This is a genomic window from Stenotrophomonas sp. LARHCG68, assembly GCF_052871705.1.
In genome coordinates this window covers 275,759-299,423 of record NZ_JBIXJV010000001.1, presented here as the reverse complement: position 1 = coordinate 299,423, position 23,665 = coordinate 275,759, and the positions used below count along the sequence as shown (strand labels likewise).

The window sequence follows — 23,665 nt, the reverse complement described above, 5'->3', positions numbered from 1 at the left end:
GCCGATCATTCGTCGCAAGGCACCACCAGCGGTACGCCACGGGTGGGATGTTCGATCACGTGCACCGCCTGCCCGTACACCTGCCCGATGATGTCGCGGGTCAGCACCACGCGTGGTGTGCCATCAGCAGCGATGCGGCCTTCGCACAGCATCACGATGCGGTCGGCATAGGCCGAGGCCAGATTGAGGTCATGCAGCACCACCACCACGCAGCGCCCCTGCCGGGCCAGTTCACGGGCACTGTGCAACGTGCGCTCCTGATGGCGCAGATCCAGCGCGGCGGTGGGCTCATCCAGCAACAGCACCGGCGTGCGCTGCGCCAACGCGCGTGCCAGCGAAGTACGCGCGGCCTCGCCACCGGACAACGTCTGCACGTCGCGGCCGGCCAAGGCACCCACCTCCACTTCGGCCATAACCTGCGCGGTGATGCGTGCGTCCTGTTCGCGGTCAGGCGGATGCGGCAAGCGCCCCATCGCCACCACCTCGTGCACGCTGAAGGCGAACCGCACCACGTGATCCTGCGCCATCACCGCACGCTGCAACGCCAGTACGCGCACCGGCCAATCCGCCAGTGCACGCCCGGACAGCAACGCGTTGCCCTGGTCTGGCACGGCATCACCGGCCAGCAACGCCAGCAAGGTTGATTTGCCTGCGCCATTGGGACCCACCAGCGCGGTAAGCGTGCCGGCTTCCAGGCGCAGGCTCACCCCGGACAGCACCCGGCGATTGCCCCGCATCACCCCGGCGTTGCGCAGCTCCAGTAACGGCGTGCTCATGCCGCCCCCCGGCCACGCCTGTGCAGCACCAGCCACAGGAAGAACGGTGCACCCAGTGCCGCCGAGAACAGGCCCAGCGGAATTTCCGAAGGCGGATCGAGCGTGCGCGCGGCGGTATCGGCCACCACGATCAACAACGCGCCGGTCACGCCCGACAGCGGCAGCAACCAACGGTGTCCCGGGCCGGCGAGCATGCGCACCAGGTGCGGCACCACCAGCCCGACGAAGCCAATGCTGCCGGCGAATGCCACCGCCGCGCCCACCAGCAGCGCGCTGAACACCACCAGCAGTAGCCGCGTGCGTGGCACGTCCAGACCGATATGGCGCGCCTGGCGCTCGCCCAGGGCCAGCATGTCCAACGGCGTCGCCAGGCGCCACAGCGCCAGCAAGCCGACCAGGAACACCGGTGCCACCGCTGCCACGTCGTTCCAGCGCGCGTGCGCCAGCGAGCCCATCTGCCAGAACACCAGCGACTGCAGTTCGCTCTCGCTGGCGATGTAGGTCAGGAAGCCAACCGCCGCCGAGCAGGCCGCACCGATGGCGATGCCGACCAGCAGCAATGTGGTAGTGCCCTCACCGCGCCCGGGCCGCGCCAACAGGTAGATCAACGTGGTGGCACCAGCGCCACCGAGAAAGGCTGCGAGGGGAATGAGCCAGGCGCCCAGCGTTCCGGCGCCAAGCACGATGGCGGCCACCGCACCCAGCGATGCGCCCTGGCTGACGCCAACGATGCCCGGGTCGGCCAGCGGGTTGCCGAACAATCCCTGCAGGGCGACGCCGGCCATCGCCAGCGACGCACCCACCAGCGCTCCCAGCAGCGCACGCGGGATACGCAGCTGCCAGACCACGCCCATGTCGCGGGCACTGACCGTGTGCGGATCGGCCAGCCCGAACCGGGCGGCGATGGCCTGCAGGACGTCGGCAGGCGGCAGCTTCAGCGGGCCGACGGCGAAAGACAGCAGCACCGCGGCCAGCAGCACCGCCGCCAATAACACCAGCAACAGCGCACCGTTTGGTCGCCGCACCTGCCCGGCGATCATCCGCGCGCGAGTTCGGCCAGGGCCTGCGCCAGCGCGAGCGCGCCCGCGCCGGAGCCCACGCTGGTGGCCTTCAGCGCGATGTCCGGCATCACCCAGACGCGGTTGGCGGCGCCGGCCGGCGTATGCCGCAGGGTCGGATACGCCTTCCACAACCCGGCTTCACCGCCGAACAGGCGCAGGTCGTTGTCGGTCACCAGGATCACCTCCGGTGCTGCCGCCACCACGCCCTCGTTGCTGAGCTGCGAGTAATTGGCCACCCCGGCCTCCTCGCCGATGTTGATGCCGCCGGCCAGCGTGATGAGCTGGTTGGCCGCGCTGTCGGCGCCGGCGACGGTCGGCAATCCTCCCGCACCGCTGGCCGACAGCGCGATCACGCGCGGACGCCGTGGGTTGTGCGCAGCCATGGCCGCGGCCTGGTCCATCTGCGCCTGCACCTGCATGGCGAGTGCCTGCCCCTGCACGGGCAGCCCGACCGCCTCGGCCACCTTGCGCACCTTGTCCGGCGGCGGCTGCAGGTCATCGATCACCACCGCCGCATGCCCGGTGGCACGCAGGCGCTCGGCCAGCACACCATGGCGGCGCAGGCTGTTGCCCAGGAACAGGCTGCCGTCCAGGCTGAGCACGCCTTCCACGCCGGTGGTGCGGTTGAACAGGAAATGCTTCTCGGCGGCCTTGCCGGCCGCGGTGGCCGAGCGCTCGGGCGCGGCGTAAAGGTTGTCCGCCAGGCCCAGCGCTTCGAGCACGGCGATCACGTCGTCGCCGCCGGCCACGATGCGGCCGACGTCGCGAACCTCCACCTCGGCACCGTCGTCGGAGCGTACCCGCGCCGGCAGTCGCGGCGTGGCCGCCGTGGCTTGCGGGACATCCTGGCCGGCCACGCGCTTCCAGCCCTGCGGCAAGCCAGCGGTATCGGCGCCGCCGCCAGCGGTTGCCGAGGGCGTGGGCGATGCCGGCGTAGGCGATGGGGCACGGTTGCAACCCACCGCCAGCACCGCCAGCAGCAGGCCCAATCCCGTTGGCAGGATGGTGGGGTTCTTCATCAGGGGTTCCTCTTTGGTGACGCTTGCGCGCGCGGTCCGTGCCACGGCAAGCCCTTTCATGGCAGGGCGGGAGATGCCGTCGCCGGCACCTCCCGCATGCCCGCACGACGTCGCGTGCCGGCGTGGCGGTTACTCCCGGGTCGGGATGAAGCGGGTGATGCGATCACCCTTGGCATCGTCCTCGCCACGCGACTTGTTGATCGCGAACATCGCCGTGCCCGGGCCCTTGCTGACGTGGTTCGGGTAGGTGCCACCATCGAGGTTGGCGACGATGTTGCCGGCCTCGTCCACCACCGTCACCGTGCCGGCACCGCGGTTGCTGACATACGCCAGGCGCGTGGCCGGGCTGTAGGACACGTTCAACGCACCGGCACCGACGTAGACATCGTGCTCGACCTTGCCGCTTTCCGGATCGACCACCAGCAGGTTATCGCTGCCCTGCGCGACCACCAGCAGACGCTTGGCCAGCGGGTTCCAGGCCACGCCGATCGCGCTGCGCGCGTTGCCCAGCGCGATCACCTTCTCCACCTTGCCCGCGGCTCCGTCGATGATCGCCGCCTCGGCCGAGCCGAGGCTGGCGGTGTACACCTTGCCGGTGGCCGGATCGATGTCCAGGCTGGTCGGGGTGAAGCTCTCGCCGCGCTTGCCCGAAGCCAGGGTGATGTTGTCCAGCTGTTGCAGCGTGCGCGTGTCGAACACGCTGATGAAATCCTCGCCGGTCGCCGAGACATAGGCACGATTGCGCTGCGGGTCGACGACCACGTCACGCGAATGCGACACCGCCCCCACCGGGAACTGCTTGACCAGCGCCAGGTCCGACTGGCGGTACACCGCGACCGTGTCCTGGCGGGTGTTGGTCACCCATACGTTGCCATGGGTGTCATCCACGCCGACGCCGTACACGGCGAACACCCCGCCTTCGCGTGCGGGCTGGCCCGGTTGCGCGGCCGGGGCCGGTGCCGCCTGCGGCGAGACGCGGGCCAGGACCTGCAGGGTTTCCGGGTCGACCTTGAGCAGTTCGGACTGCTTCACCGGTGGGCGGCCCACCGCGCTGGTCACGAACGCGGCCTTGCTCGCGGGGCTGTAGGCCACCTGGTACAGGCCCTGCACCAACCGGTTGCTGGCGGCCTGGATGCGCTCCTGGCCGGACAGTGGCACCTCCCGCGAAACCTTCAGCGCGAAGATCGACGCCGCATCCGGGCTGCTGGCGCGCACCACGATGGGTTGCGCGCCGACGGCCGCATCGGCCGGGATTCGCAACGTTCCCCGGAACCGGCCTTCGCCATCGGCCACGTAGGGCTGCGCGTTGAGCACGCTGTCACCGCGTTGCAGGGTGACCTTCTGCCCCGGCGTGAAGCCGCTGCCCTCGATGCCGGTTTCACTGCCCGGCAGCACCACCGGCGCGGTCGCGCGGACGCTGCCCTTGAAGTCGACGTCGGGCTGGCCGAATACCTGTGCGCCGGCGGCGCCGGTCGCAAGCAGCAGGGCCAGGCCGAGCACGGCCGGGCGCGGGAAACGGGAAGGGATGACTGCCATGGCGCATTACCTCATCGATCGATGCACGCCCTTGGCGTGCGGGTGGGGTGATTGCCTGGGCCATGACGCGGCCTGGGTTGTCTGGCGGGCGGCACATCGACCGCCGTGTGCGAAGGTCGGCCGCGGTTGCGGCTCAGGGACGCGGCTCGCCGCTGCGGTCGCCGATGCCGGCCACCCGATGCAGGGTGCGCATCAACGAGGCGCGGAACATCGGCCCGTGGCTGAGCCCGTCGAACTCGATGTACTCGGTGTCCAGTCCCGGCACCTGCTGCAGTCGCGTGCCCAGCGCGGTGGCGGCCCCGGAGGGCGCGCCGGAGATGCGCTTGAGGTGGGCCTGCACCCGCGGGTTGCCCATGTCGCGGTTGCTGAAGTCCGGCGTGCGCTCGCCGCCGCCGAGCATCAGCAGCAGGCGTGCGTGATGGCCGGCATTGTTGGCGATGAACTGCCGTTCCGGTGCGCCGAGCATCGCGCCCTGCGTCCACCACAACGATGGACTGGCCGCGGCATAGGTCTGGAACGCCCCGGCGCGGGTGTACAGCGCGTGCAGCACGAACAGGCCGCCGAGGGAATGCCCCCACAGCGTCTGCCGGCTGGCGTCCAGCGCGGCCCGGCGCGCCACTTCCGGCCGGACCTGGCGTTCCAGGACGTCCAGGAAGGCATTGGCGCCCCCGCCGGAGACGGTGCCATCCTCGCCTTCATCGGCGAACGGCGTGTAATCACGGGTGCGTGCCGGCGAGTCGATGCGCAACGGGTTGTCGTAGCCGACGAACACCAGCAGGCTCGGCGTGGTCCGCGCCAGTTCTTCCAGCACGCTGTCATCGAACTCGATCAACGCCGCATTGCCGTCCAGCATCCAGATCGCCGGGAAACCCGCGGCCGGCGCCTTGCCGGCCGGGATCCCCAGGTTCACCCGCCAGCGACGGCTGCCGTCGGCGCTGCTCACCACGAACCGCTCGAAGCGGTAGTGCGCGGAGCTGCGGTCGGCCACCGTCTCGCCGATCACCTGTGCGGGATTGCGCTGCTGTGCCGCCAACGGCGGCGCTGCCAGCAGCGTCGCCGTTGCAATGATCACCATGGCCATCACCGCCATGGCACGGCGCAGCGCGCCGTACGTACCCCTGTGCATCGCCACCGCCCTCAGAAGCCGACCGTCAGGTTGACCCAGTAGCTGCGGCCCGGCTCGTTGTAGGTGGCCGCGCCCGCACCGGTGGCGCTGGTGCTGGTGGTGCCTTCGCGGAACAGGCGCTTGTCGAACAGGTTGTTCACGCCGCCACCCACGCGCACCTTCGGGGTGATCCGATACTGGCCACCCAGACTCCACAGGTCATAGGCACCGCGCGTGTCCGGCGGCAGCACCGCACCGGTGGTGCTGGACTGCGTGGCCGACTCCTGCTTGCCGTAGAAGGTGCCGGTCAGCATGAACGACAGCTGCGTGTTCACCTGCCAATCCAGGAACGTGTTGATGGTGTACTCGGGGATGATCGACAGCGGCTGGTCGGTGGTCTTGTCGACGTTCTCGATCATCCAGGTGACGTTGGTATTCCACGACAGCACGTCGCCACCACCGACCAGCGGCACCTTCAGGTTGCCCTCCACGCCGCGGATGATCGCCTCCGGCGCATTGGTCCACTGGAACACCTGGCCCTTGGTGTCGTTGGTCACGCCGATGCGGTCCTGGCCGGCGACGATCTTGTCCTTGTAGTCGTTGTGGAAATAGGTGACCGAGGCGTGCCAGCCGTTGTCCGGCGCCCACTCGATGCCGATCTCCTTGTTGATGCTGGTTTCCGGGTCCAGGTCGGCGTTGCCCATCACGTAGCAGCCCGAGCCCATGTTCGGGCTCAGCACCGGGCAACCGTTGCCACGCGTGTAGTACAGGTAGTCCGGGTTGGCCTGGTACAGGTTCGGCGCCTTGAACGCACGCGCGATGCCGCCCTTGATCGCCCAGTCCTGGGCCAGCTTGAACTGCACGTTGAGGCTGGGGCTGAGGTTGTTGCCGAACTGCGAGTGATGGTCGAAGCGCACGCCGGGGGTCACCGTCCAGCGGTCACCGAAGTACAGGTTGTCCTCGATGAACACCGCGGCGAACTGCTGGTCGGTCTTGCCGGTGCGCGCGCCGCTGTATCCCGGGATGCCACCGCCGCTGCTGGAGCTCTGCGTCACCGAGTACGGGTCATCCAGCTTCAGGTCGCGGTATTCGAAGCCGACCGTCGCGACCTGGTCGATGCCACCCCAGCCCAGCGGCACGTTGATCTCGCCGTCCACCCGCGCGGAGGTCAGCTCGGAGGTGGAGAAGCTGGCGTTCTCGTTGATCGAGCCTTCCGGTCCGCCGGCCAGGCCTTCGTTGAGGCGGGTGTTGTCGGTGTCCTCGTAGGCGGCGGTGATGCGCGAGGTGCCCCAGTCGTAGCGACCGCGATGGGTCAGGCCGAACGAACGGCGCAGCATGATGTTGGTCTCCGCGCCGAACAGGTCGTTCAGGCGCTGGAAACCGTCGCCGCTGACGCCGCGTTCACCGGAATAGATGTTGCCCTGGCGGCTGACGCTGGCATCCAGTTCGACCACGTGGTCGTCGTTGATGTCGTAGCGCAGCAGGCCGCTGATGTCGCGGTTGCGCACGCCCTCGCGGCCGGCCGGCGGGGTTACGCCGGTGGCAAAGTCCTGGTTGAGTTCCAGTGCATCCGGGTCGGTCTTGTTGATGTTGCCGAACAGCCGGAAGGACAGGCGCTCGCTGAGCGGGCCGGACAACTGGAAGCCAACGCGCTCGCTGTCCCCCTCGGCGCTGTGCTCGGCCTGGCTGCCGTACAGGGTGAGCGAACCGGTCAGGTCACCGGTCGGCTTCTTGGTGATGATGTTGACCACGCCACCGGAAGCGCCGGACCCATAACGCGCGGCGGCGGGGCCACGCAGCACTTCGATGCGCTCCACCGCTTCGGCCGGCACCCAGTTGCTGTCGCCGCGACTGTTGCGTTCACCGCTGCGCCCCATGCGCACCGAATCACGCGAGCTCACCGGGCGGCCGTCGATCAGGATCAGCGTGTTCTCCGGGCCCATGCCGCGGATGTCGATCTGGCGGAAGTTGCCGTAGGCACCGGAAGCGGTGTTGCCGGTGAGGTTGATGCCCGGCATGCGGCGGATCACTTCGGACAGGTCGTTGGCCGGCGGCAGGCGCTCCAGGTCCACCGAGGTGATCACCGAGGTGCCCAGTGCCTGGCGTGCGATCTGTTCGGCGGTGACATGCACGGTGTCGATGTCGGTCGCGGCGGCAACGCCCTCGGCGGCAGCCGGGCCGGCGACCAGGGCGGACAGGGCCAGCGCGACGGCCAGCGGGCGACGACGGGACAACAGGGCGCGCGCGGACAACCGCGACGAGGAACGACGGGACATGGCAAAGCCTCTCGACAGTGGGGTTGCGAACCTCTGGCGACGGCTTGAGGAACGGTGGATCGCGATGCAGCCACCGGGATCACACACCAGGCGCGCTGCTGAATGACGAGCAGTCTACACCAAATGATAATGATTATTACTAACTTTCAGGTGCGACAAAGCGCCGCGCGCGGAGTGGAGCGCAGCCATGCGGTGCCGGGCTGTACCGGGAAAGCGCCTGCCGAGCGTGGCCCGGCACTATCTGCCGGTCATGCGATGTGGCCCAGCAACTCCGGCAGTGCATCGATCACCGCCACCGCATCGGTGGCATCCAGGTCCAGGTCGCGCGGATAGCCGTAGCGCACCAGCACGATCGGCATGCCGGCGTTGTCGGCCGCGCCCAGGTCGGTGGCCGAATCGCCCACCATCAGGCAGGCCTGCACCGGCTGCCCGAGCAAGGCCGCGGTGTGCAGCAGGGGTTCGGCCGCGGGCTTGCGCTGCGGCAACGAGTCGCCCCCGATGATGTGCGCGAAGAAGCCGGCGATATCCAGGTGCTCCAGCAACGGCGGCACCAGCGCGGCCGGCTTGTTGGTGCAGATGGCCATCGGCAGGCCACGCTGGCGCAGTGCCTGCAGCGTCTCGACCACGCCCTCGTACAACTGCGGGCTGCGCAGCAGGCAATCGCGGTAATGGCGCATGAAGGTCGGCATTACTTCATCCAGCGTCCGCTCGCTGCCAGCGTCATTGAGCGCAGTGGTGACCAACTTGCGCACGCCTTCGCCAATCCAGCTGCGCACCGTGGCCTCGCTCACACGTGGCAGCGAGAGATCTTCCAGCGTGCGGTTCACCGCTTCGGCGATATCGCTGGCACTGTCCACGAGCGTGCCATCCAGATCGAAAATCACTGCCGACGTTGCCAATGCATTACTCCGTTTGCGAAAGCAGAAGATTGTAGCGAAACGCCTGAAAACTCCCCCTTCTCCCGCAAGCGGGAGAAGGGGCCCCGAAGCGGCGGATGAGGAGCGCTTTTGATCTTCGCCCGTTAAAAGCTTCCCCTCACCCCAACCCCTCTCCCGCACGCGGGAGAGGGGCTCGAAGCAAAAAATCTGAAACCCCTTCCTTCTCCCGCAAGCGGGAGAAGCTGTGTCGCAGAGAGCGCCCAACGCTGCGGCATCAACCCGCCGCTCATTTCAATCTTCACTCCATGCATTCCGAAACAGATCGCCCTGCACCACCACATCCTCGCGATCCCGGAAACCCGACAAGCCCACCCCCACCAACCGGTACAAGGTGTCCGCCGGCAGCTGCACGCGCTGGCACAACGCCAATGCGATATCGCGCAGCTCCTCCACCGACGAGGGAGGCGCTTCCGGGGTGAAGCTGCGGGTGAGGATGCGGAACTGCGCGGTCTTGAGCTTGAGCACCACGGTGTGCCCCACCCGCTCGGTGCGCCCCGTCGCGCGCCAGGTCTTCTCCGCCAGTTGCGTGATCACCTCGTCGAACCGGCCCAGCGGCAGGTCCTCGCTGAAGGTGTCCTCCGAGGAGATCGACTGCACCGGCTGGTCCGGCTCCACCGGCCGCTCGTCGATGCCACGCGCGCGCCGGTACAGGCTGCCGCCGAACGTACCGAACAAGGCCTGCAGCTGCTCCAGCGGGATCGTGCGCAGGTCGCCGACGGTGGCGATGCCCAGCGCCGACAGCTTGCCTTCCATCACCTTGCCCACCCCGGGCACGCGGTTGACCGGCAGCGGCGTCAGGAACTGCTCCACCTTCGAGGGCGGCACCACGAACTGTCCATCCGGCTTGCGCCAGTCCGAGGCGATCTTGGCCAGGAACTTGTTCGGCGCGATGCCGGCCGAGGCGGTGAGCTGGGTGGCTTGGCGGATCTGCGCGCGGATGGTGCGGGCGATCTCGGTGGCGATGCCGTCGCAGGTCGGCGAGTCGGTCACGTCCAGGTAGGCCTCGTCCAACGACAGCGGCTCCACCAACGGCGTGTGCTGCAGGAAGATCTCGCGGATCTGCCGGGACACCGCCTTGTAGCGGACGAAATCCGGCGGCACGAAGATCGCGTCCGGGCACAGCCGCTCGGCACGCAGCGCCGGCATCGCCGAGCGCACCCCGAAGGTGCGCGCCTCGTAGGACGCCGCGCAGACGACTGAACGGGCGCCCCGCCAGGCCACCACCACCGGCTTCCCGCGCAAACCGGGGTCATCGCGCTGCTCCACGGACGCATAGAAGGCGTCCATGTCGACATGGATGATCTTGCGAAGCTGGGCCACGACAACAGTCCGAAACGGTCGCCAACATGATAGCTGTTGTCGCTAAATGCACACTTGTCCTCACAATTGTGCAATTCAAAACGTTCCGTAACAGCCTTCTAACGGCTGCTAACTGCGCCGAACATACGCAACCGTCCAGTTAAAACATTTGATTGAACGCAGGTGCTGACGCATGCTCGGCGGCTCGTTCCTGGCTTTGGACACTCCCCGGATGACCCGTCTGCACACGTTCTCCCGCGACCAGTTGCTGGCCAGCGCGCGCGGTGAACTCTTCGGCCCCAACAAGGGCCGCCTGCCCAACGACCCGATGCTGATGTTCGACCGCATCACCGACATCCGCGAGGACGGCGGCGCCTATGGCAAGGGACTGATCCGGGCCGAACTCGACATCAAACCGGACCTGTGGTTCTTCGGCTGCCACTTCATCGGCGACCCGGTGATGCCCGGCTGCCTGGGCCTGGATGCCATGTGGCAGCTGACCGGCTTCTTCCTCACCTGGCTGGGCGCCGAAGGCCGTGGCCGCGCCCTGGGCTGCGGCGAGGTCAAGTTCACCGGCCAGGTGCTGCCCAGCGCCAAGCTGGTGCAGTACGAGATCGATGTCGCGCGCGTGATCAACCGCAAGCTGGTGATGGCGCAGACCGATGCCCGCATGCTGGTCGATGGCCGTGAGATCTACTCCGCCAAGGACCTGCGCGTGGGCCTGTTCACTTCTACCGAGAGCTTCTGATGCGTCGCGTCGTCATTACCGGCATGGGCATCACGTCCTGCCTTGGCAACGATCTGGATACCGTTTCCAGCGCCCTGCGCGAAGGCCGTCCCGGCATCGTCGCCATGCCCGACCACGCCGAAGCCGGCCTGCGCAGCCAGGTGGCCGGCAAGGTCGAGCTGGACATCGAGGCGCAGGTAGACCGCAAGCTCAAGCGCTTCATGAGCGATGCGGCCGCCTACAGCTACATCGCCATGCGCGATGCCATCGCCGATGCCGGCCTGGACGAAAGCCAGGTCAGCAACGTGCGCACCGGCGTGATCGCCGGCTCCGGCGGCGGCTCCAGCGAATGGCAGGTGGAAGCAGCCGACCTGCTGCGCAACCGCGGCGTGCGCAAGGTGGGCCCGTACATGGTGCCGCGCACGATGTGCTCGACCGTGTCGGCCAACCTGGCCACCGCCTTCAGCATCAAGGGCCTGAGCTACTCGCTGTCGGCGGCCTGCGCCACCTCGGCGCACTGCATCGGCGCGGCGGCCGACCTCATCCGCCACGGCGCGCAGGACATCATGTTCGCCGGCGGCGGCGAGGACCTGCACTGGTCGATGAGCGTGATGTTCGACGCCATGGGCGCGCTGTCCACCAGCTTCAACGACACCCCGTCGGTGGCCTCGCGCCCGTATGACGCCAACCGCGATGGCTTCGTCATCGCCGGCGGCGGCGGCATGCTGGTGCTGGAGGACTACGACCACGCGGTCGCGCGCGGCGCGAAGATCTACGCCGAGCTCGTCGGTTACGGCGTGACTTCCGACGGCGCCGACATGGTCGCCCCGTCCGGCGAAGGCGCGGTGCGCTGCATGCAGATGGCCATGGCCACCGTGGATCGCCCGATCGACTACCTCAACACCCACGGCACCTCCACCCCGCTGGGCGATGTGACCGAGCTGGGCGCGGTGCGCGCGGTGTTCGGCGAGGCGGTGCCGCCGCTGTCCTCGACCAAGGCGCTGTCCGGCCACTCGCTGGGTGCGGCCAGCGTGCACGAGGCGATCTTCTGCCTGCTGATGATGCGCGACGGTTTCATGGCCGGCTCGGCCAACATCGAAACGCTGGACGAACGTGCCGAAGGCTTCCCGATCCTGCGCCAGACGCAGGAGGCCACGCTGGACACGGTGATGTCCAACAGCTTCGGCTTCGGCGGCACCAACGCCACGCTGATCTTCGGCCGGGTGTGATCCGTTCCGTTGTGGATGCACGAAAACAGCCGCGCAAGCGGCTGTTTTCGTAGGAGCGGCCTGGGCCGCGACGCTGGAAGACCACCATCGCGCGAAGTGCTACCCCTCCCCAACCCTCCCCTTGGCTTCGCCAAAGGGAGGGGGCGGTGTCCTTCTCACTCAACCACCCGGCTGCGCGGTCTCGATCACCACGCCCATCTGCTTGCCGGCCTCGGCCAGGCGCACGCGCTTGCCGTCGCTCCGGGCAACCAGGTAATCGGCGGCCACCCAGCCACTCTTGCCGGCGGCACGCACGTTGCACCATTGCAGGTCGTCCAGGCAGCGCTGCACTTCCACCTGCGTGCCCACCGGCAACACCGCCAGGCGCTCGGCGCGCTGGTCCGGTGCGCTGCGCAGGTTCAGGCCATTGCTGACCTCGGCCGCCGGCTCATTGATGCGCGGCTGGAACCACATCACCACACCGATGATCGCGGCCGAGGCCACGATGCGGAATACGGTACCGGGCTTGCCCCTGGAGGGGCCGAACCACCTTTTCATGGTGAATGTGAATTGGCGCGAATGTCCCCACAGTGTGCCACGCCCAATGTGGATGAAACCGAAACCCCGGCCAAGCCTCGCCGTAGCCCGCCCAAGGCAGGTGCCACGGCGTCACTGCCGCCGGGTGCCGGCTCAGGCGACCATGCCGCTGTGCCGCAGCAGCGCGTCGAGCTGCGGGTCACGGCCGCGGAACGCACGGAAATTCTCCGCGGCGCTGCGGCTGCCGCCACGCGACAACACCTCGGCGCGGAAACGCGCGCCGGTTTCCTGCAGCTTGTCCGGTGCTTCCTCGAAGGCCGCATAGGCATCGGCGCTGAGCACCTCGGCCCACTTGTAGCTGTAGTAACCGGCCGCGTAGCCGCCGGCGAAAATGTGGCTGAACTGGTTCGGGAAGCGGTTCCATGCCGGCGGGAAATTCACCGCCACTTCGCCGCGCACCCGCTCCAGCACCTGCAGCACGCTTTCCTGCGCCGGCTGGTACTGGCTGTGCAGCAGCATGTCGAACAGGCCGAACTCCAACTGGCGCACGGTGAACATGCCGCTCTGGTAGTTCTTCGCGGCCAGCATGCGCTCGAACAGCGCGCGCGGCAGCGGTTGGCCGGTGCTGGCATGGGCGGTCATCGCCTCGACCTGCTCCCACTCCCAGCAGAAGTTCTCCATGAACTGGCTGGGCAGCTCCACCGCGTCCCACTCCACGCCGTTGATGCCCGCCACCGCCAACTCGCCGACGCGGGTGAGCAGCTGGTGCAGGCCATGCCCCATCTCGTGGAAGAGGGTGGTGACCTCGTTGTGGCTGAAGGTCGCCGGCGTGCCGTCGCTGCCGCGGCCGAAGTTGCACACCAGGTACACCAGCGGGGTCTGCACGCCACCGGCGGTGACGCGACGGTTGCGGCAGTCGTCCATCCACGCACCGCCACGCTTGCCCTCGCGGGCGTACAGGTCCATGTAGAACTGGCCGACCAGCGCGCCTTCGGCGTCCACCAGCCGGTAGAAGCGCACGTCCTGGTGCCAGACCGGCGCGGTGTCCGGCTGCACCGTCAGGCCATACAGCCGCTCGATCACGCCGAACAGGCCGGCCAGCACCTTCGGCTCGGTGAAGTACTGCTTCACCTCCTGCTCGGAATAGCTGTAACGCGCCTGCTTGAGCTTCTCGCCGGCATAGGCCAGGTCCCAGGCCTGCAGATCATCCAGGCCCAGTTCGTCGCGAGCGAAGGTTTCCAGTTCGGCCCGGTCGCGTTGTGCGTACGGCTTGGCGCGTGCCGCCAGGTCGCGCAGGAAACCCAGCACCTGCAGCGCGTCGTCGGCCATCTTGGTGGCGATGGAGTACTCGCCGTAGTTGGCAAAGCCCAGCAGCGCCGCCAGTTCGGCGCGGACGGCCAGGATGCGGTCGATGTTGCCGCCATTGTCCAAGGCCGCGTCGCCGAACTCCGAGGCGCGCACCGCATTGGCGTGGTACAGCCGCTCGCGCAGCGCGCGGTTGTCGGCATAGGTCTGCACCGGCAGGTAGCACGGCATCTGCAGGGTCAGCTTCCAGCCCTCGCGGCCGTCCTTCTGCGCCGCGGCGCGGGCGACGGCGATGACATCGGCCGGCAGCCCGGACAATTCGTCCTCGTTGTCCACGTACAGCGCGAAGGCGTCGGTGGCGTCGAGCACGTTCTGCGAGAACGTCGCCTGCAGGCCGGACAGCTCCTCCTGCAGCTGGGCGAAACGGGCCTTGTCGGCCTCGCCCAGCTCAGCGCCGCCCAGGCGGAAATCACGCAGGGCGTTGGCCAGCACCTTGGCCCTGGCGTCGTCGTAGGCGCCTGCTTCCGGGGCGGTGGCGAGTGCCTTGTACTGCGCGTACAGCGCCGGGTTCTGCGCCACCGCGCTGCCGAAACGGCTGAGCTTCGGCAGGTTGGCGTTGTACACCTCGCGCAGCGCCGGCGTGTTGACCACCGATTGCAGATGCGACACCTGGCCCCAGGCGCGGTACAGCCGCTCGGTGGCGTCGTCCAGCGGCGTCACGAAGCTGTCCCAGCTGACCGGCGCCACCGTCTCGGCGGCCTTCACCGCCGCCTCGGCCTCGGCCAACAGGGTGTCGATGGCCGCGGTGACGTGCTCCGGGCGGATCGCGTCAAAACGCGGCAGGCCGGAAAAATCGAGCAGGGGGTTGGTGTTCATGGTCATCCTGGGAAAACAGCGCCGGCCCGGCCGGCTTCACGCCTGATATGGCGACGCTTCCAGCCAGGCACAAGGCAGCGGCAGCACGCCCTGCCCGGCCACGGCGGCGGCGATGCGCGCATCTGCGGCGGCGATGTCGATGCCCTGCTGCTCATACCAGGCCGGGTTGTAGTAGCTGTGCGCGTAGCGTTCGCCGGCATCGCACAGGATGGTGACGATGGAACCGCTGCGGCCGGCGTCACGCATCTGCTGCGCGGCGTACAGCACGCCGATGAAGTTGGTGCCGGTGGAACCGCCGACCCGGCGCCCCAGCGTGGCGCTGACGTGGCGCATCGCCGCCAGGCTCAGCGCATCGGGCACCTTGACCATCGCGTCCACGCTGGTCGGGATGAAGCTGCGCTCCACCCGCGGGCGGCCGATGCCTTCCACGCGCGAGCCGCCCTCGCAGGTCAGCGTGCGCCAATCGTCGCCGGCCAATGCCGCGCAGTAGCCGTCGTAGAACACCGACACTTCCGGGTCCGCGCACAGGATCAGGGTGTCGTGGCGGCGGTAGCTGACATAGCGGCCGAGCGTGGCGGCCGTGCCACCGGTACCGGGGCTGCAGACGATCCACTCCGGCACCGGGTGCGGCTCCTCGGCCATCTGCTTGAAGATGGATTCGGCGATGTTGTTGTTGGCGCGCCAGTCGGTGGCGCGCTCGGCGTAGGTGAACTGGTCCATGAAGTGACCACCGGTTTCGCGCGCCAGGCGCTCCGATTCGCAGTTCAGGTCGCAGGCGCGCTGCACCAGGTGGCAGCGGCCACCGTGGAACTCGATGGCGGCGATCTTCTCCGGCGAGGTGCTGGCCGGGATCACCGCGATGAACGGCAGGCCGAGCAGGCGCGCGAAGTAGGCCTCGGACACCGCGGTGGAACCGCTGGAGGCCTCGATCACCGGGCAGCCCTCGCGCAGCCAGCCGTTGGCCAGCGCGTACAGGAACAGCGAACGCGCCAGGCGGTGCTTGAGGCTGCCAGTGGGGTGGCTGGACTCGTCCTTCAGGTACAGGTCGATGCCGGGGAAACCCGGCAGGTCCATCGGGATCAGGTGAGTGTCGGCCGAACGGTTGAAATCGGCTTCGATCTTGCGGATGGCCGACGCCACCCATGCACGCTGGGACATGGAACGCCACTTCAGTGAAGAGTGCCGGGAATTCTACCGGCTGGGGGATGGTTCGACGCTGGAAGCCACCCCTCCCCAGCCCTCCCCTTGGCTGCGCCAAAGGGAGGGGGCAAAGCCATCGACCTGCGAGGTCGTCACAATGCCGCCTTTCCGCCCCCTCCCTTTGGCGCAGCCAAGGGGAGGGCCGGGAAGGCGTATGCCCTTCGCGCACACCCGAAACCCGACAAACCATTCAGGCCTTTCTTCACACTGAAATGGTATGGTTCAGGCCTGTTCCCGGACCCCAGCCCGTGCCGCGCATCCTGCTGCCCCTGCTGCTGTGCCTTTCCCTGATCGCCGGTGCGGTCGGGTCGGTATGGTCTGCGACGGTGATGGCGATGCCGATGGACGACATGGCCATGACCATGGACGCCGGCCACGACTGCTGTCACGAGGAAGCCAGCCTGCAATGCGCCGACGACGGGAGCGACGCCACCACATCCTCCTGTGCCGACGGCAACCACTGCGACTGCAAGCAGCACTGCAACATGCTGCCGGCCACCGCCATGGCCCGCCTGGGCAATCCCCGCCACACGCTCGCGCCGGTGCCAGCGGTGCCCTCGCGCTACGACGTGGCCCCCGGCCAGCTGAACCGGCCTCCCATCGCCTGATCTCCCGCTGGCGCCCCGCGCGCCGGTATGCAGATGCCTGCGCCACGGCCCTGCCGCGGTGCTTCCTTGATCTGTTCAGGACATGCCGCGACGCATCGTGATGCGCGGGCATGGCCGGGAGTTCCACATGTCATCCGATTTCCTTTCCGATTCGCGCTCGGCGCTGTCGCGACGCCGCTTCGTGCAGGGCCTGGCCCTGGGCGGCGTGGTCGCCGGTGCCGGGCTGGGGCGCATCCCCGATGCCCTCGCCCGTACCCCTGTCGCCATGGCCACCGGTGCCACCGAACTGCGCGGCACCGATCTGCAGCTCGCCATCGGCCGCTCGGCGGTCAACTTCACCGGGCGCACCCGCGGTGCGATCACCGTCAACGGCTCGCTGCCGGCGCCGATCCTGCGCCTGCGCGAGGGCGATACCGTCAACCTGCGCGTGGCCAACACGCTCACCGATGAGATGACCTCGATCCATTGGCACGGCATCCTGCTGCCGGCCAACATGGACGGCGTGCCGGGCCTGAGCTTCAACGGCATCGCACCGGGCGAGGCCTACCAGTACCGCTTCCAGCTCAAGCAATCGGGCACCTACTGGTACCACAGCCACTCGCTGTTCCAGGAGCAGGCCGGCCTGTACGGCGCGTTGATCGTCGACCCGCTGGCACCACCGCCGTACCACTTCGACCGCGAGCACGTGGTCATGCTCTCGGACTGGACGGACATGGACCCCAATGCCCTGCACCGGCGCATGAAGAAGATGCCGATGCACGACAACACCTACCAGCGCACCGTCGGCGACTTCCTGCGCGATGCCCGCACCGATGGCCTGCGCGCCACCCTGGCCGATCGCGGCATGTGGGGCCGGATGCGGATGACGCCTTCGGACATCTCCGACATCAATGCCCACACCTACACGTACCTGATGAACGGCACCGCGCCGGCGGGCAACTGGACCGGGCTGTTCCGCAGCGGCGAGAAGGTGCTGCTGCGTTTCATCAACGGCGCCTCGATGACCTACTTCGACGTGCGCATCCCGGGCCTGAAGATGACCGTGGTCGCGGCCGACGGCCAGTACATCCATCCGGTCAGCATCGATGAGTTCCGCATCGCGCCGGCCGAGACCTTCGACGTGATCGTCGAGCCGACCGGGCAGGATGCGTTCACGCTGTTCGCCCAGGACATGGGCCGCACCGGCTACGCCTGCGGCACCCTGGCGGTACGCCACGGCCTGCAGGCGCCGATCCCGCAATTGGACCCGCGCCCGCTGCTGACCATGGGCGACATGGGCCATGACATGGGCGGCGGCGGCCATGCCGGCATGGAAGGCGGTTGCGGCGCCAACATGGGCAAGGGCATGGAAGGTGGCTGCGGCGCAGCCATGGGCCACGGCGCGCACGGCGGTGGTGACAAGGCGCCGAAGCACAAGCCGAGCGAGGCGGGCAACCCGCTGGTGGACATGCGGACCGCGGCCACCGAACCGAAGCTGGACGACCCGGGCATCGGCCTGCGCGGCAACGGCCGCCAGGTGCTCACCTACGGTGCGATGCGCTCGTTGTTCGAGGACCCGGATGGCCGTGAGCCCGGCCGCGAGATCGAGCTGCACCTCACCGGCCACATGGAGAAGTTCGCCTGGAACTTCGACGGCATCCCGTTCGGCGGTGCCGAACCGATCCGCCTGAACTACGGCGAGCGCATGCGCATCGTGCTGGTCAACGACACGATGATGCAGCACCCGATCCACCTGCACGGCGTGTGGAGCGACCTGGAGGACGCCGACGGTCAGTTCCAGCTGCGCAAGCACACCATCGACATGCCGCCGGGCACCCGCCGCACCTACCGCGTGCGTGCCGATGCACTGGGCCGCTGGGCCTTCCACTGCCACCTGCTGTACCACATGGAAGCGGGGATGATGCGCGAAGTGAGGATCCAGGCATGAAGACGATCTCCCACACCTTGCTGTTCATCGCGCTGGCTGCCAGCGGCACCGCATTCGCCCAGGACCCGCATGCCGGACACGGCACGACGATGAGTCCGGCCGCGGATCCACACGCCGGCCATGCACCACCGAAGGCAAACGCCGATGCGCATGCCGGACACGTGATGCCGGCGGCGCCGAAGGACGACCCGTACGCCGGGCATGTGATGCCGCAACCGCCGGCGCAGGACCCGCATGCCGGCCATGACATGTCGGCCATGGACCACGACGCACATGCAGGGCACGCCATGCCGGCGAAGGCCGCCGGCGATACCCCCCGCGAGCCGATCCCGGTGCCGACGGCCGAGGATCACGCCGCCGCGTTCCCGGTGTTGAAGCCGCATGCGATGGAACATGCACCGGCGTTCAACAGCCTGGTGGTGTTCGACCACCTGGAGGGCTGGGACAACGACCAGGGCAGCGGCCAGTCGTGGGGCGTCAATGCCTGGTTCGGCAACGACATTGATCGCCTGTGGGTGCGTAGCGAAGGCAGCCGCAGCGACGGCAAGCTCGGCGACTGGTCGGTTGATGCGCTGTACGGACGTTCGATCTCACCGTGGTGGGACGCCGTGGCCGGTGTCCGCCACGACAACGGCCGCCAGATACCGGACCTGACCCGCGCGGCGATCGGCTTCCAGGGCATGTCGCCGTACAAGTTCGAAGTCTCGGCGATGGCCTACCTCGGTGGCACCCGCAAGGCCGAGCTCGCCGTCGAAGCCGAGTACGACGTGCTGCTGACCAACCGCCTGATCCTGCAGCCGGTGATCGAAGCCAGCATCGCCGCCGATGACGATCCCCGCCGCGGCGTGGGCAGCGGGCTGGGCCATGTCGAGGCCGGCCTGCGCCTGCGCTACGAGATCACCCGTCGCTTCGCGCCCTACGTCGGCTTCGTGCATGAGCGCAAGTTCGGCCGCACCGCTGACATCCATCGCGATGCCGGCGAAGGTACCCGCGAATCACGCTGGGTGGCCGGTATCCGCTTCTGGTTCTGACCGCCATCGCTGGCGTGCGACGTGCGCGCCAGCACCTACCTCATCCAAGGAACATCCCATGAAGATCCTGCACACCCTGCTGCTCATCGCCGTCGCCACTGTCGCACCGGCCACCCTCGCCCAGGCCCAGCATGCGGGCCACGCCGCGCACGACCACAGCGCACACGCCGCCAAGCCGGCCACCAACGCGGCGGCAAGCGATGTCGAGGCGACCTTCAAGCGCCTGGACAGCAACAACGATGGCGCCCTCACCCGCCAGGAACTGCCGGCCAGGCATGCACTGCTGCCGCATTTCGACATGAGCGATGCCAACCGTGACGGCAAGCTCGACCTCAACGAGTTCAAGCGCGGCATGTCCATGCTGTAAGCCCTTGGCCGCGCCGGCACACCACCGGCGCGGCAATCCCGACGGAGTTCAATGACATGAAACTGCTTTCAACAAGCGCCCTGCCCGCCCTCGCCCTGGCCGCCAGCACGCTGCTGGTCAGCGCCTGCAACGCGACACCGGCCGCGCCTGCCGCCAAGGCGGCCAACGCAACGGTCGACGCCGTACCCGCACGCGCCACCTTGCCGGTGGTGAAGGTGCACAAGGACCCCAACTGCGGCTGCTGTGGCGGCTGGGCCGAGCACATGCAGGCAGCCGGATTCCCGGTGGAAATCCATGACACCAGCGACATGGCCTCGGTGAAGCAACGCCTGGGCATTGGCGAGGGCATGATGTCGTGCCATACCTCGGAAATCGATGGCTACGTGGTGGAAGGCCACGTACCGGTCTCCGCGATCCAGAAGCTGCTGGCCGAGCGGCCGAAGGCCCGCGGGCTGGTGTTGCCAGGCATGCCGATCGGCTCGCCGGGCATGGAGTCGCCGGATGGCTATCGCCAGCCGTTCACCGTCGCGTTGCTGGCCGAGGACGGCAGCCTGAGTGAGTTCTCGCGACACGAGTGAATTCGTGGCCGAATGAAAAAGCCCTTCTCCGCAATGGAGAAGGGAAATGGCAGAGACCGGCTGTTCGTGGCAGGAAGTGGCTGCAGTCCTGCTGCTCAAGCCCCTCTCCCGCTTTGCGGGAGAGGGGTTGGGGTGAGGGTGCTGTTGAAGCACGTGCAAGCAAACGCTCCCCTCATCCGCCCCTGCGGGGCACCTTCTCCCGCACGCGGGAGAAGGGAGACTCCCAGGCAGTGCGTGCCTCGGCTTCCTGCTCAAGCCCCTCTCCCGCATGCGGGAGAGGGGCTGGGGTGAGGGCGCTGTTGAAGCACGCAGAAGCAAACGCTCCCCTCATCCGCCCCTGCGGGGCACCTTCTCCCGTAGGCGGGAGAAGGGAGACTCCCAGGCAGTGCGTGCCCTGGCGTTCTGCTCAAGCCCCTCTCCCGCTTCGCGGGAGAGGGGTTGGGGTGAGGGCGCTGTTGAAGCACGCAGAAGCAAACGCTCCCCTCATCCGCCCCTGTGGGGCACCTTCTCCCGCAAGCGGGAGAAGGGAGACTCCCAGGCCGTGCGTGCCCTGGCTTTCTGCTCAAGCCCCTCTCCCGCTTCGCGGGAGAGGGGTTGGGGTGAGGGTGCTGTTGAAGCACATCGAAGCAAACGCTCCCCTCATCCGCCCCTGCGGGGCCCCTTCTCCCGCAGGCGGGAGAAGGGGGATCAATGTGCACCGAGAACTCGCCGCTCCCTGTCGCGCTAGCGGGACAGAAAAGCGCGCCCAGGCAACCATCAACCCTCAGATCTTGAAGTCGTCGTAAGCAATCCTCGACTCCTCGACCCCCAGCTTGCGCAGCAGCTGGCGCGTCGCCGACAGCATCGCCGGTGGGCCACACAGGTAGAACTCGCAGCCCGACAGATCCGGATGCTGGCGCAGCAGGTCCTCATGGATCGCATCGTGCACGCGTCGCGGCGTTCCGTTCGACGCATCCTCCGACCACACCGGGTGCCAACTGAAGTTCGGGTGCTGCGCGGCCAAGGCCTGCATCTGCTCGGCATACGGACAATCACGCCGATTGCGCGCGCCGTACCAGTAGTGGATACGTTCGCCGCCGCCCTCCTCCAGACGCTGCTGGATCATCGCGCGCAGCGGTGCCATGCCCGCGCCGGCCCCGATGAACACCTTCTCGCGCTCGACCCCGCTCAGGGCGAAATCACCGAACGGGCCGCTGTAACGCACCCGGTCCCCTTCGCGCAGCGTGTACAGCCAGGTGGAACCCTTGCCGGGCGGATGACGCTTGTTCTCCTGCCATCCGGGGCTGAAACGTGCCAGCAGCACCAACTCGCCTACGGTCGCGGTCACCGGCATCGCCAGCGAATACGATCGACGCACCGATGCCTTGTTCTGCAGGGTGGCCGGCAATGGCAATGGCTTCCAGTCCTCGCGGTGTTCGTCCGGATGCCACAACGCGCTGCGCGGCAGTTCGTACTCGGGAACGTGCAGCTGCAGGTAGCAACCCGGCTGGAACTGGGCGTCGGCCTGGTTGTCCGGGCGCAGGTGGACCTCGCGCAGGAACGGCGTCACCGCGACCACCTTGACCACCGTGGCCCAATGCTCGGTCCACAGGCTGGCGCCACCGGCCACCTCGATCTCCAGGTCCTCGTCCACCGGCAGGTTGCAGGCCAGCCGGCAACCGACCTTCAACTTGGCCGCCGGCAGGTGCGAACGGTCCGATGCGGTGGCCTTGCCTGCGCCGCCGCGCACGCGGACTTCACACAGGCCGCAGCTCTGCCCGCCGCCACAGTTGGACGGCAGGTTCACGCCTTCGCGGGCCAGCGCCACGTACACGCTGTCGCCGTTGGCCGCGGTCACCGTGCGCAGGTGCGCGCCGCCCGGGGCGTACACCATCAACTGACGCCGCCGGCGCCAACGGCGCGGGATGAACTCGTGCAGGTGGAAGCTGGCCACCAGCAGCCAGAAGCCGGTCAACGCCAGCCACAGGCCGCCGATGCCCATGCCCACCACCAGCGGGTTGTTGAAGTTCACCCGCTCGCTGTAATCCATGATGTGCAACATCCAGAAGATGTCGAACAGGCGCCAGGTGGCGGTGCGGTGCTCCATCACCTGTCCGCTGTGCGCGGACACGTAGATCGTGGTGTCCTGCGCGTCGCTGAAGTCCACCTGCCAGACCGGGTCGGGGTTGGCCCGCGTTTCCAGGCTCTTTTCCAGGTACGTGGGTGCCGACGGCATGCCGTCACCGCGGTAGGCCGCCTGGGCCACGCGCAGTGCCAGCGTGTTGCTGATGTCGATGCGACGGCCATCAAGCGCGTCAATCACCTCGGTGCCCTCCGGTGACTGCAGGCGGTAGACCGGCATGTCCAGCAACCAGCCACTGTCCAGCGTCGCCGCCGGATGCCGGGCCGCGCGCAGCGCCTCGGTCGGCGACACGGTGCCGGACGGCCAGGCCGGCATCTCGGTCTTGGGCGCACGCTGGGCGGTGCCTTCGATCCGATCAGGGTCGAGCAGGCCCATCATCAGGCCACTGCCCAGCCACACCACGAACTGCAGGCCGATCACCAGGCCCACCCACTTGTGCAGGGTCCGCATCCAGGGCGTCATGCCTGCCTCCGCTTGCCGAAGCTGTAGAACAGCAGCCAGATGCCACTGAGCGCGAAGCCCAGTCCGATCACCGCGGCCACCCGCAGCAGGGTGTTGTTGACGTCGGTGCGGTTCTCGTAATCCATGATGTGGAACATCCACAGGAAGTCGAACCAGCGCCACAAGCTGTGCCGGCGCGCCAGCAGTTCGCCGCTGTCCGGCGACAGGTACAGCGTGCTCTGGCCGCGGTCGGTGAAATGCACCGCCCACATCGGCACCGGCCGCGTCTTCACCTCCGACGGTGCCTGGGTGATCCATTCCACCCGCGCCACTTCGCCATCGCCCTGGTAGAGCGAGCGGGCCAATGCGATCGCGCCGTCACGGTCCAGCGGTGGCAGGGGTTCACCGCTGCCGGCATCGACCAGGAACTTCGCGCCGCCCTGGCGCACTTCGTAGACCTCGCGGTCCAGCACATGCTTGAGCCGGAACGATTGCAGCTGCGGGTGGCGTGCCACCAGGGCATCGGCATCGATGCGCGCGGCCTGCGGCGGCAGCGGCTCGCCATGCACGTGCGCCAGGTGGTCACCGTGGATCACGTCCAGCGGCACCACGGTCATGTAGACGCCGCTGAGCATCCACAGCAGCGCCTGCACGCCGATCACCAGGCCGATCCATTTGTGGGCGCGTCGCGCCCAGAATGCGGGTTTCATCAAGTCATCCTCACTCAG

At 68.0% G+C, this 23,665-nt stretch carries 20 protein-coding genes; 7 read left to right on the top strand and 13 right to left on the bottom strand.

From position 1 onward, the window contains the following. Positions 1-5: 5 nt before the first annotated feature. The 8 genes from ACIPR8_RS01290 to dinB form a co-directional block, all read right to left on the bottom strand. Complete coding sequence (locus tag ACIPR8_RS01290; RefSeq protein WP_446539919.1) at positions 6-776, bottom strand: heme ABC transporter ATP-binding protein; 771 nt, start codon at positions 774-776, stop codon at positions 6-8. Beyond that, a complete protein-coding gene (locus ACIPR8_RS01285) occupies positions 773-1,780 on the bottom strand; it encodes a FecCD family ABC transporter permease (protein WP_446540612.1) in 1,008 nt (335 codons plus the stop codon). The genes ACIPR8_RS01290 and ACIPR8_RS01285 overlap by 4 nt, the downstream gene beginning before the upstream one ends. 32 nt (positions 1,781-1,812) lie before the next feature. Then, complete coding sequence (locus ACIPR8_RS01280; RefSeq protein WP_446539918.1) at positions 1,813-2,856, bottom strand: heme/hemin ABC transporter substrate-binding protein; 1,044 nt, start codon at positions 2,854-2,856, stop codon at positions 1,813-1,815. 129 nt (positions 2,857-2,985) lie between these two features. Beyond that, positions 2,986-4,392: a YncE family protein gene (locus tag ACIPR8_RS01275; RefSeq protein WP_446539917.1), complete on the bottom strand. Its 1,407-nt coding sequence runs from the start codon at positions 4,390-4,392 to the stop codon at positions 2,986-2,988. A gap of 133 nt (positions 4,393-4,525) precedes the next feature. Further along, on the bottom strand, positions 4,526-5,518 hold the full coding sequence (locus ACIPR8_RS01270) for an alpha/beta hydrolase-fold protein (RefSeq protein ID WP_225591817.1): 993 nt from the start codon (positions 5,516-5,518) through the stop codon (positions 4,526-4,528). Between the two features lie 11 nt (positions 5,519-5,529). After that, complete coding sequence (locus tag ACIPR8_RS01265; protein ID WP_446539916.1) at positions 5,530-7,773, bottom strand: TonB-dependent siderophore receptor; 2,244 nt, start codon at positions 7,771-7,773, stop codon at positions 5,530-5,532. A gap of 248 nt (positions 7,774-8,021) precedes the next feature. Beyond that, positions 8,022-8,672 carry a phosphoglycolate phosphatase gene (gene gph, locus ACIPR8_RS01260; protein ID WP_446539915.1) on the bottom strand — a complete coding sequence of 217 codons (651 nt, stop codon included), beginning with the start codon at positions 8,670-8,672 and terminating at the stop codon, positions 8,022-8,024. 270 nt (positions 8,673-8,942) lie between these two features. After that, a complete protein-coding gene (gene dinB / locus ACIPR8_RS01255) occupies positions 8,943-10,031 on the bottom strand; it encodes a DNA polymerase IV (RefSeq protein ID WP_446539914.1) in 1,089 nt (362 codons plus the stop codon). Positions 10,032-10,242: 211 nt separating this feature from the next. On the opposite strand from dinB, the gene fabA reads away from it, so the two are divergent. Together fabA and fabB are read left to right on the top strand one after the other, a co-directional pair. Further along, the gene (gene fabA, locus ACIPR8_RS01250; protein WP_132865737.1) at positions 10,243-10,758 is read left to right on the top strand and encodes a 3-hydroxyacyl-[acyl-carrier-protein] dehydratase FabA; all 516 of its coding nucleotides are present in this window, start codon (positions 10,243-10,245) and stop codon (positions 10,756-10,758) included. Next, positions 10,758-11,966: a beta-ketoacyl-ACP synthase I gene (gene fabB, locus ACIPR8_RS01245; RefSeq protein ID WP_446539913.1), complete on the top strand. Its 1,209-nt coding sequence runs from the start codon at positions 10,758-10,760 to the stop codon at positions 11,964-11,966. The genes fabA and fabB overlap by 1 nt, the downstream gene beginning before the upstream one ends. Positions 11,967-12,125: 159 nt before the next feature. Here the strand turns inward: fabB and ACIPR8_RS01240 are convergent, their stop codons facing one another. From ACIPR8_RS01240 to ACIPR8_RS01230, 3 genes are all read right to left on the bottom strand, one after another. After that, positions 12,126-12,503 carry an SH3 domain-containing protein gene (locus tag ACIPR8_RS01240; RefSeq protein WP_446539912.1) on the bottom strand — a complete coding sequence of 126 codons (378 nt, stop codon included), beginning with the start codon at positions 12,501-12,503 and terminating at the stop codon, positions 12,126-12,128. A gap of 132 nt (positions 12,504-12,635) precedes the next feature. Then, positions 12,636-14,663, bottom strand: coding sequence for a M3 family metallopeptidase (locus tag ACIPR8_RS01235; protein WP_446539911.1), 2,028 nt, complete (start codon positions 14,661-14,663; stop codon positions 12,636-12,638). Positions 14,664-14,699: 36 nt separating this feature from the next. Then, positions 14,700-15,821 carry a PLP-dependent cysteine synthase family protein gene (locus ACIPR8_RS01230; protein WP_446539910.1) on the bottom strand — a complete coding sequence of 374 codons (1,122 nt, stop codon included), beginning with the start codon at positions 15,819-15,821 and terminating at the stop codon, positions 14,700-14,702. A gap of 290 nt (positions 15,822-16,111) precedes the next feature. Here ACIPR8_RS01230 and ACIPR8_RS01225 point away from each other — a divergent pair, with 290 nt between their 5' ends. The 5 genes from ACIPR8_RS01225 to ACIPR8_RS01205 all read left to right on the top strand — a co-directional run bounded on the left by ACIPR8_RS01225 (position 16,112) and on the right by ACIPR8_RS01205 (position 20,374). Beyond that, the gene (locus ACIPR8_RS01225; protein WP_313252295.1) at positions 16,112-16,471 is read left to right on the top strand and encodes a CopL family metal-binding regulatory protein; all 360 of its coding nucleotides are present in this window, start codon (positions 16,112-16,114) and stop codon (positions 16,469-16,471) included. A 127-nt stretch (positions 16,472-16,598) separates the two neighbouring features. Then, positions 16,599-18,398, top strand: coding sequence for a copper resistance system multicopper oxidase (locus ACIPR8_RS01220; protein WP_446539909.1), 1,800 nt, complete (start codon positions 16,599-16,601; stop codon positions 18,396-18,398). Further along, positions 18,395-19,429 carry a copper resistance protein B gene (locus tag ACIPR8_RS01215; RefSeq protein ID WP_446539908.1) on the top strand — a complete coding sequence of 345 codons (1,035 nt, stop codon included), beginning with the start codon at positions 18,395-18,397 and terminating at the stop codon, positions 19,427-19,429. Before ACIPR8_RS01220 ends, ACIPR8_RS01215 begins: the two co-directional genes overlap by 4 nt. Before the next feature lie 58 nt (positions 19,430-19,487). Then, on the top strand, positions 19,488-19,796 hold the full coding sequence (locus ACIPR8_RS01210; protein WP_165931215.1) for an EF-hand domain-containing protein: 309 nt from the start codon (positions 19,488-19,490) through the stop codon (positions 19,794-19,796). A 56-nt stretch (positions 19,797-19,852) separates the two neighbouring features. Beyond that, entirely contained in the window at positions 19,853-20,374 is a 522-nt protein-coding gene (locus tag ACIPR8_RS01205) for a DUF411 domain-containing protein (protein ID WP_192287736.1), read from the top strand. Between the two features lie 763 nt (positions 20,375-21,137). Here ACIPR8_RS01205 and ACIPR8_RS01200 read toward each other — a convergent pair. Both ACIPR8_RS01200 and ACIPR8_RS01195 read right to left on the bottom strand, forming a co-directional pair. Next, positions 21,138-22,958, bottom strand: coding sequence for a 2Fe-2S iron-sulfur cluster-binding protein (locus tag ACIPR8_RS01200; RefSeq protein WP_446539907.1), 1,821 nt, complete (start codon positions 22,956-22,958; stop codon positions 21,138-21,140). Beyond that, complete coding sequence (locus ACIPR8_RS01195) at positions 22,955-23,647, bottom strand: PepSY domain-containing protein (RefSeq protein ID WP_446539906.1); 693 nt, start codon at positions 23,645-23,647, stop codon at positions 22,955-22,957. The genes ACIPR8_RS01200 and ACIPR8_RS01195 overlap by 4 nt, the downstream gene beginning before the upstream one ends. Positions 23,648-23,665: the final 18 nt, after the last annotated feature.

Bases quoted from the DNA above. Each gene is read 5' to 3' on its own strand.
- ACIPR8_RS01290 (WP_446539919.1), bottom strand. From the start codon at position 776: ATGAGCACGCCGTTACTGGAGCTGCGCAACGCCGGGGTGATGCGGGGC.
- ACIPR8_RS01280 (WP_446539918.1), bottom strand. From the start codon at position 2,856: ATGAAGAACCCCACCATCCTGCCAACGGGATTGGGCCTGCTGCTGGCG.
- ACIPR8_RS01275 (WP_446539917.1), bottom strand. From the start codon at position 4,392: ATGGCAGTCATCCCTTCCCGTTTCCCGCGCCCGGCCGTGCTCGGCCTG.
- ACIPR8_RS01270 (WP_225591817.1), bottom strand. From the start codon at position 5,518: ATGCACAGGGGTACGTACGGCGCGCTGCGCCGTGCCATGGCGGTGATG.
- ACIPR8_RS01265 (WP_446539916.1), bottom strand. From the start codon at position 7,773: ATGTCCCGTCGTTCCTCGTCGCGGTTGTCCGCGCGCGCCCTGTTGTCC.
- fabA (WP_132865737.1), top strand. From the start codon at position 10,243: ATGACCCGTCTGCACACGTTCTCCCGCGACCAGTTGCTGGCCAGCGCG.
- fabB (WP_446539913.1), top strand. From the start codon at position 10,758: ATGCGTCGCGTCGTCATTACCGGCATGGGCATCACGTCCTGCCTTGGC.
- ACIPR8_RS01240 (WP_446539912.1), bottom strand. From the start codon at position 12,503: ATGAAAAGGTGGTTCGGCCCCTCCAGGGGCAAGCCCGGTACCGTATTC.
- ACIPR8_RS01235 (WP_446539911.1), bottom strand. From the start codon at position 14,663: ATGAACACCAACCCCCTGCTCGATTTTTCCGGCCTGCCGCGTTTTGAC.
- ACIPR8_RS01230 (WP_446539910.1), bottom strand. From the start codon at position 15,821: ATGTCCCAGCGTGCATGGGTGGCGTCGGCCATCCGCAAGATCGAAGCC.
- ACIPR8_RS01220 (WP_446539909.1), top strand. From the start codon at position 16,599: ATGTCATCCGATTTCCTTTCCGATTCGCGCTCGGCGCTGTCGCGACGC.
- ACIPR8_RS01215 (WP_446539908.1), top strand. From the start codon at position 18,395: ATGAAGACGATCTCCCACACCTTGCTGTTCATCGCGCTGGCTGCCAGC.
- ACIPR8_RS01210 (WP_165931215.1), top strand. From the start codon at position 19,488: ATGAAGATCCTGCACACCCTGCTGCTCATCGCCGTCGCCACTGTCGCA.
- ACIPR8_RS01205 (WP_192287736.1), top strand. From the start codon at position 19,853: ATGAAACTGCTTTCAACAAGCGCCCTGCCCGCCCTCGCCCTGGCCGCC.
- ACIPR8_RS01200 (WP_446539907.1), bottom strand. From the start codon at position 22,958: ATGACGCCCTGGATGCGGACCCTGCACAAGTGGGTGGGCCTGGTGATC.
- ACIPR8_RS01195 (WP_446539906.1), bottom strand. From the start codon at position 23,647: ATGAAACCCGCATTCTGGGCGCGACGCGCCCACAAATGGATCGGCCTG.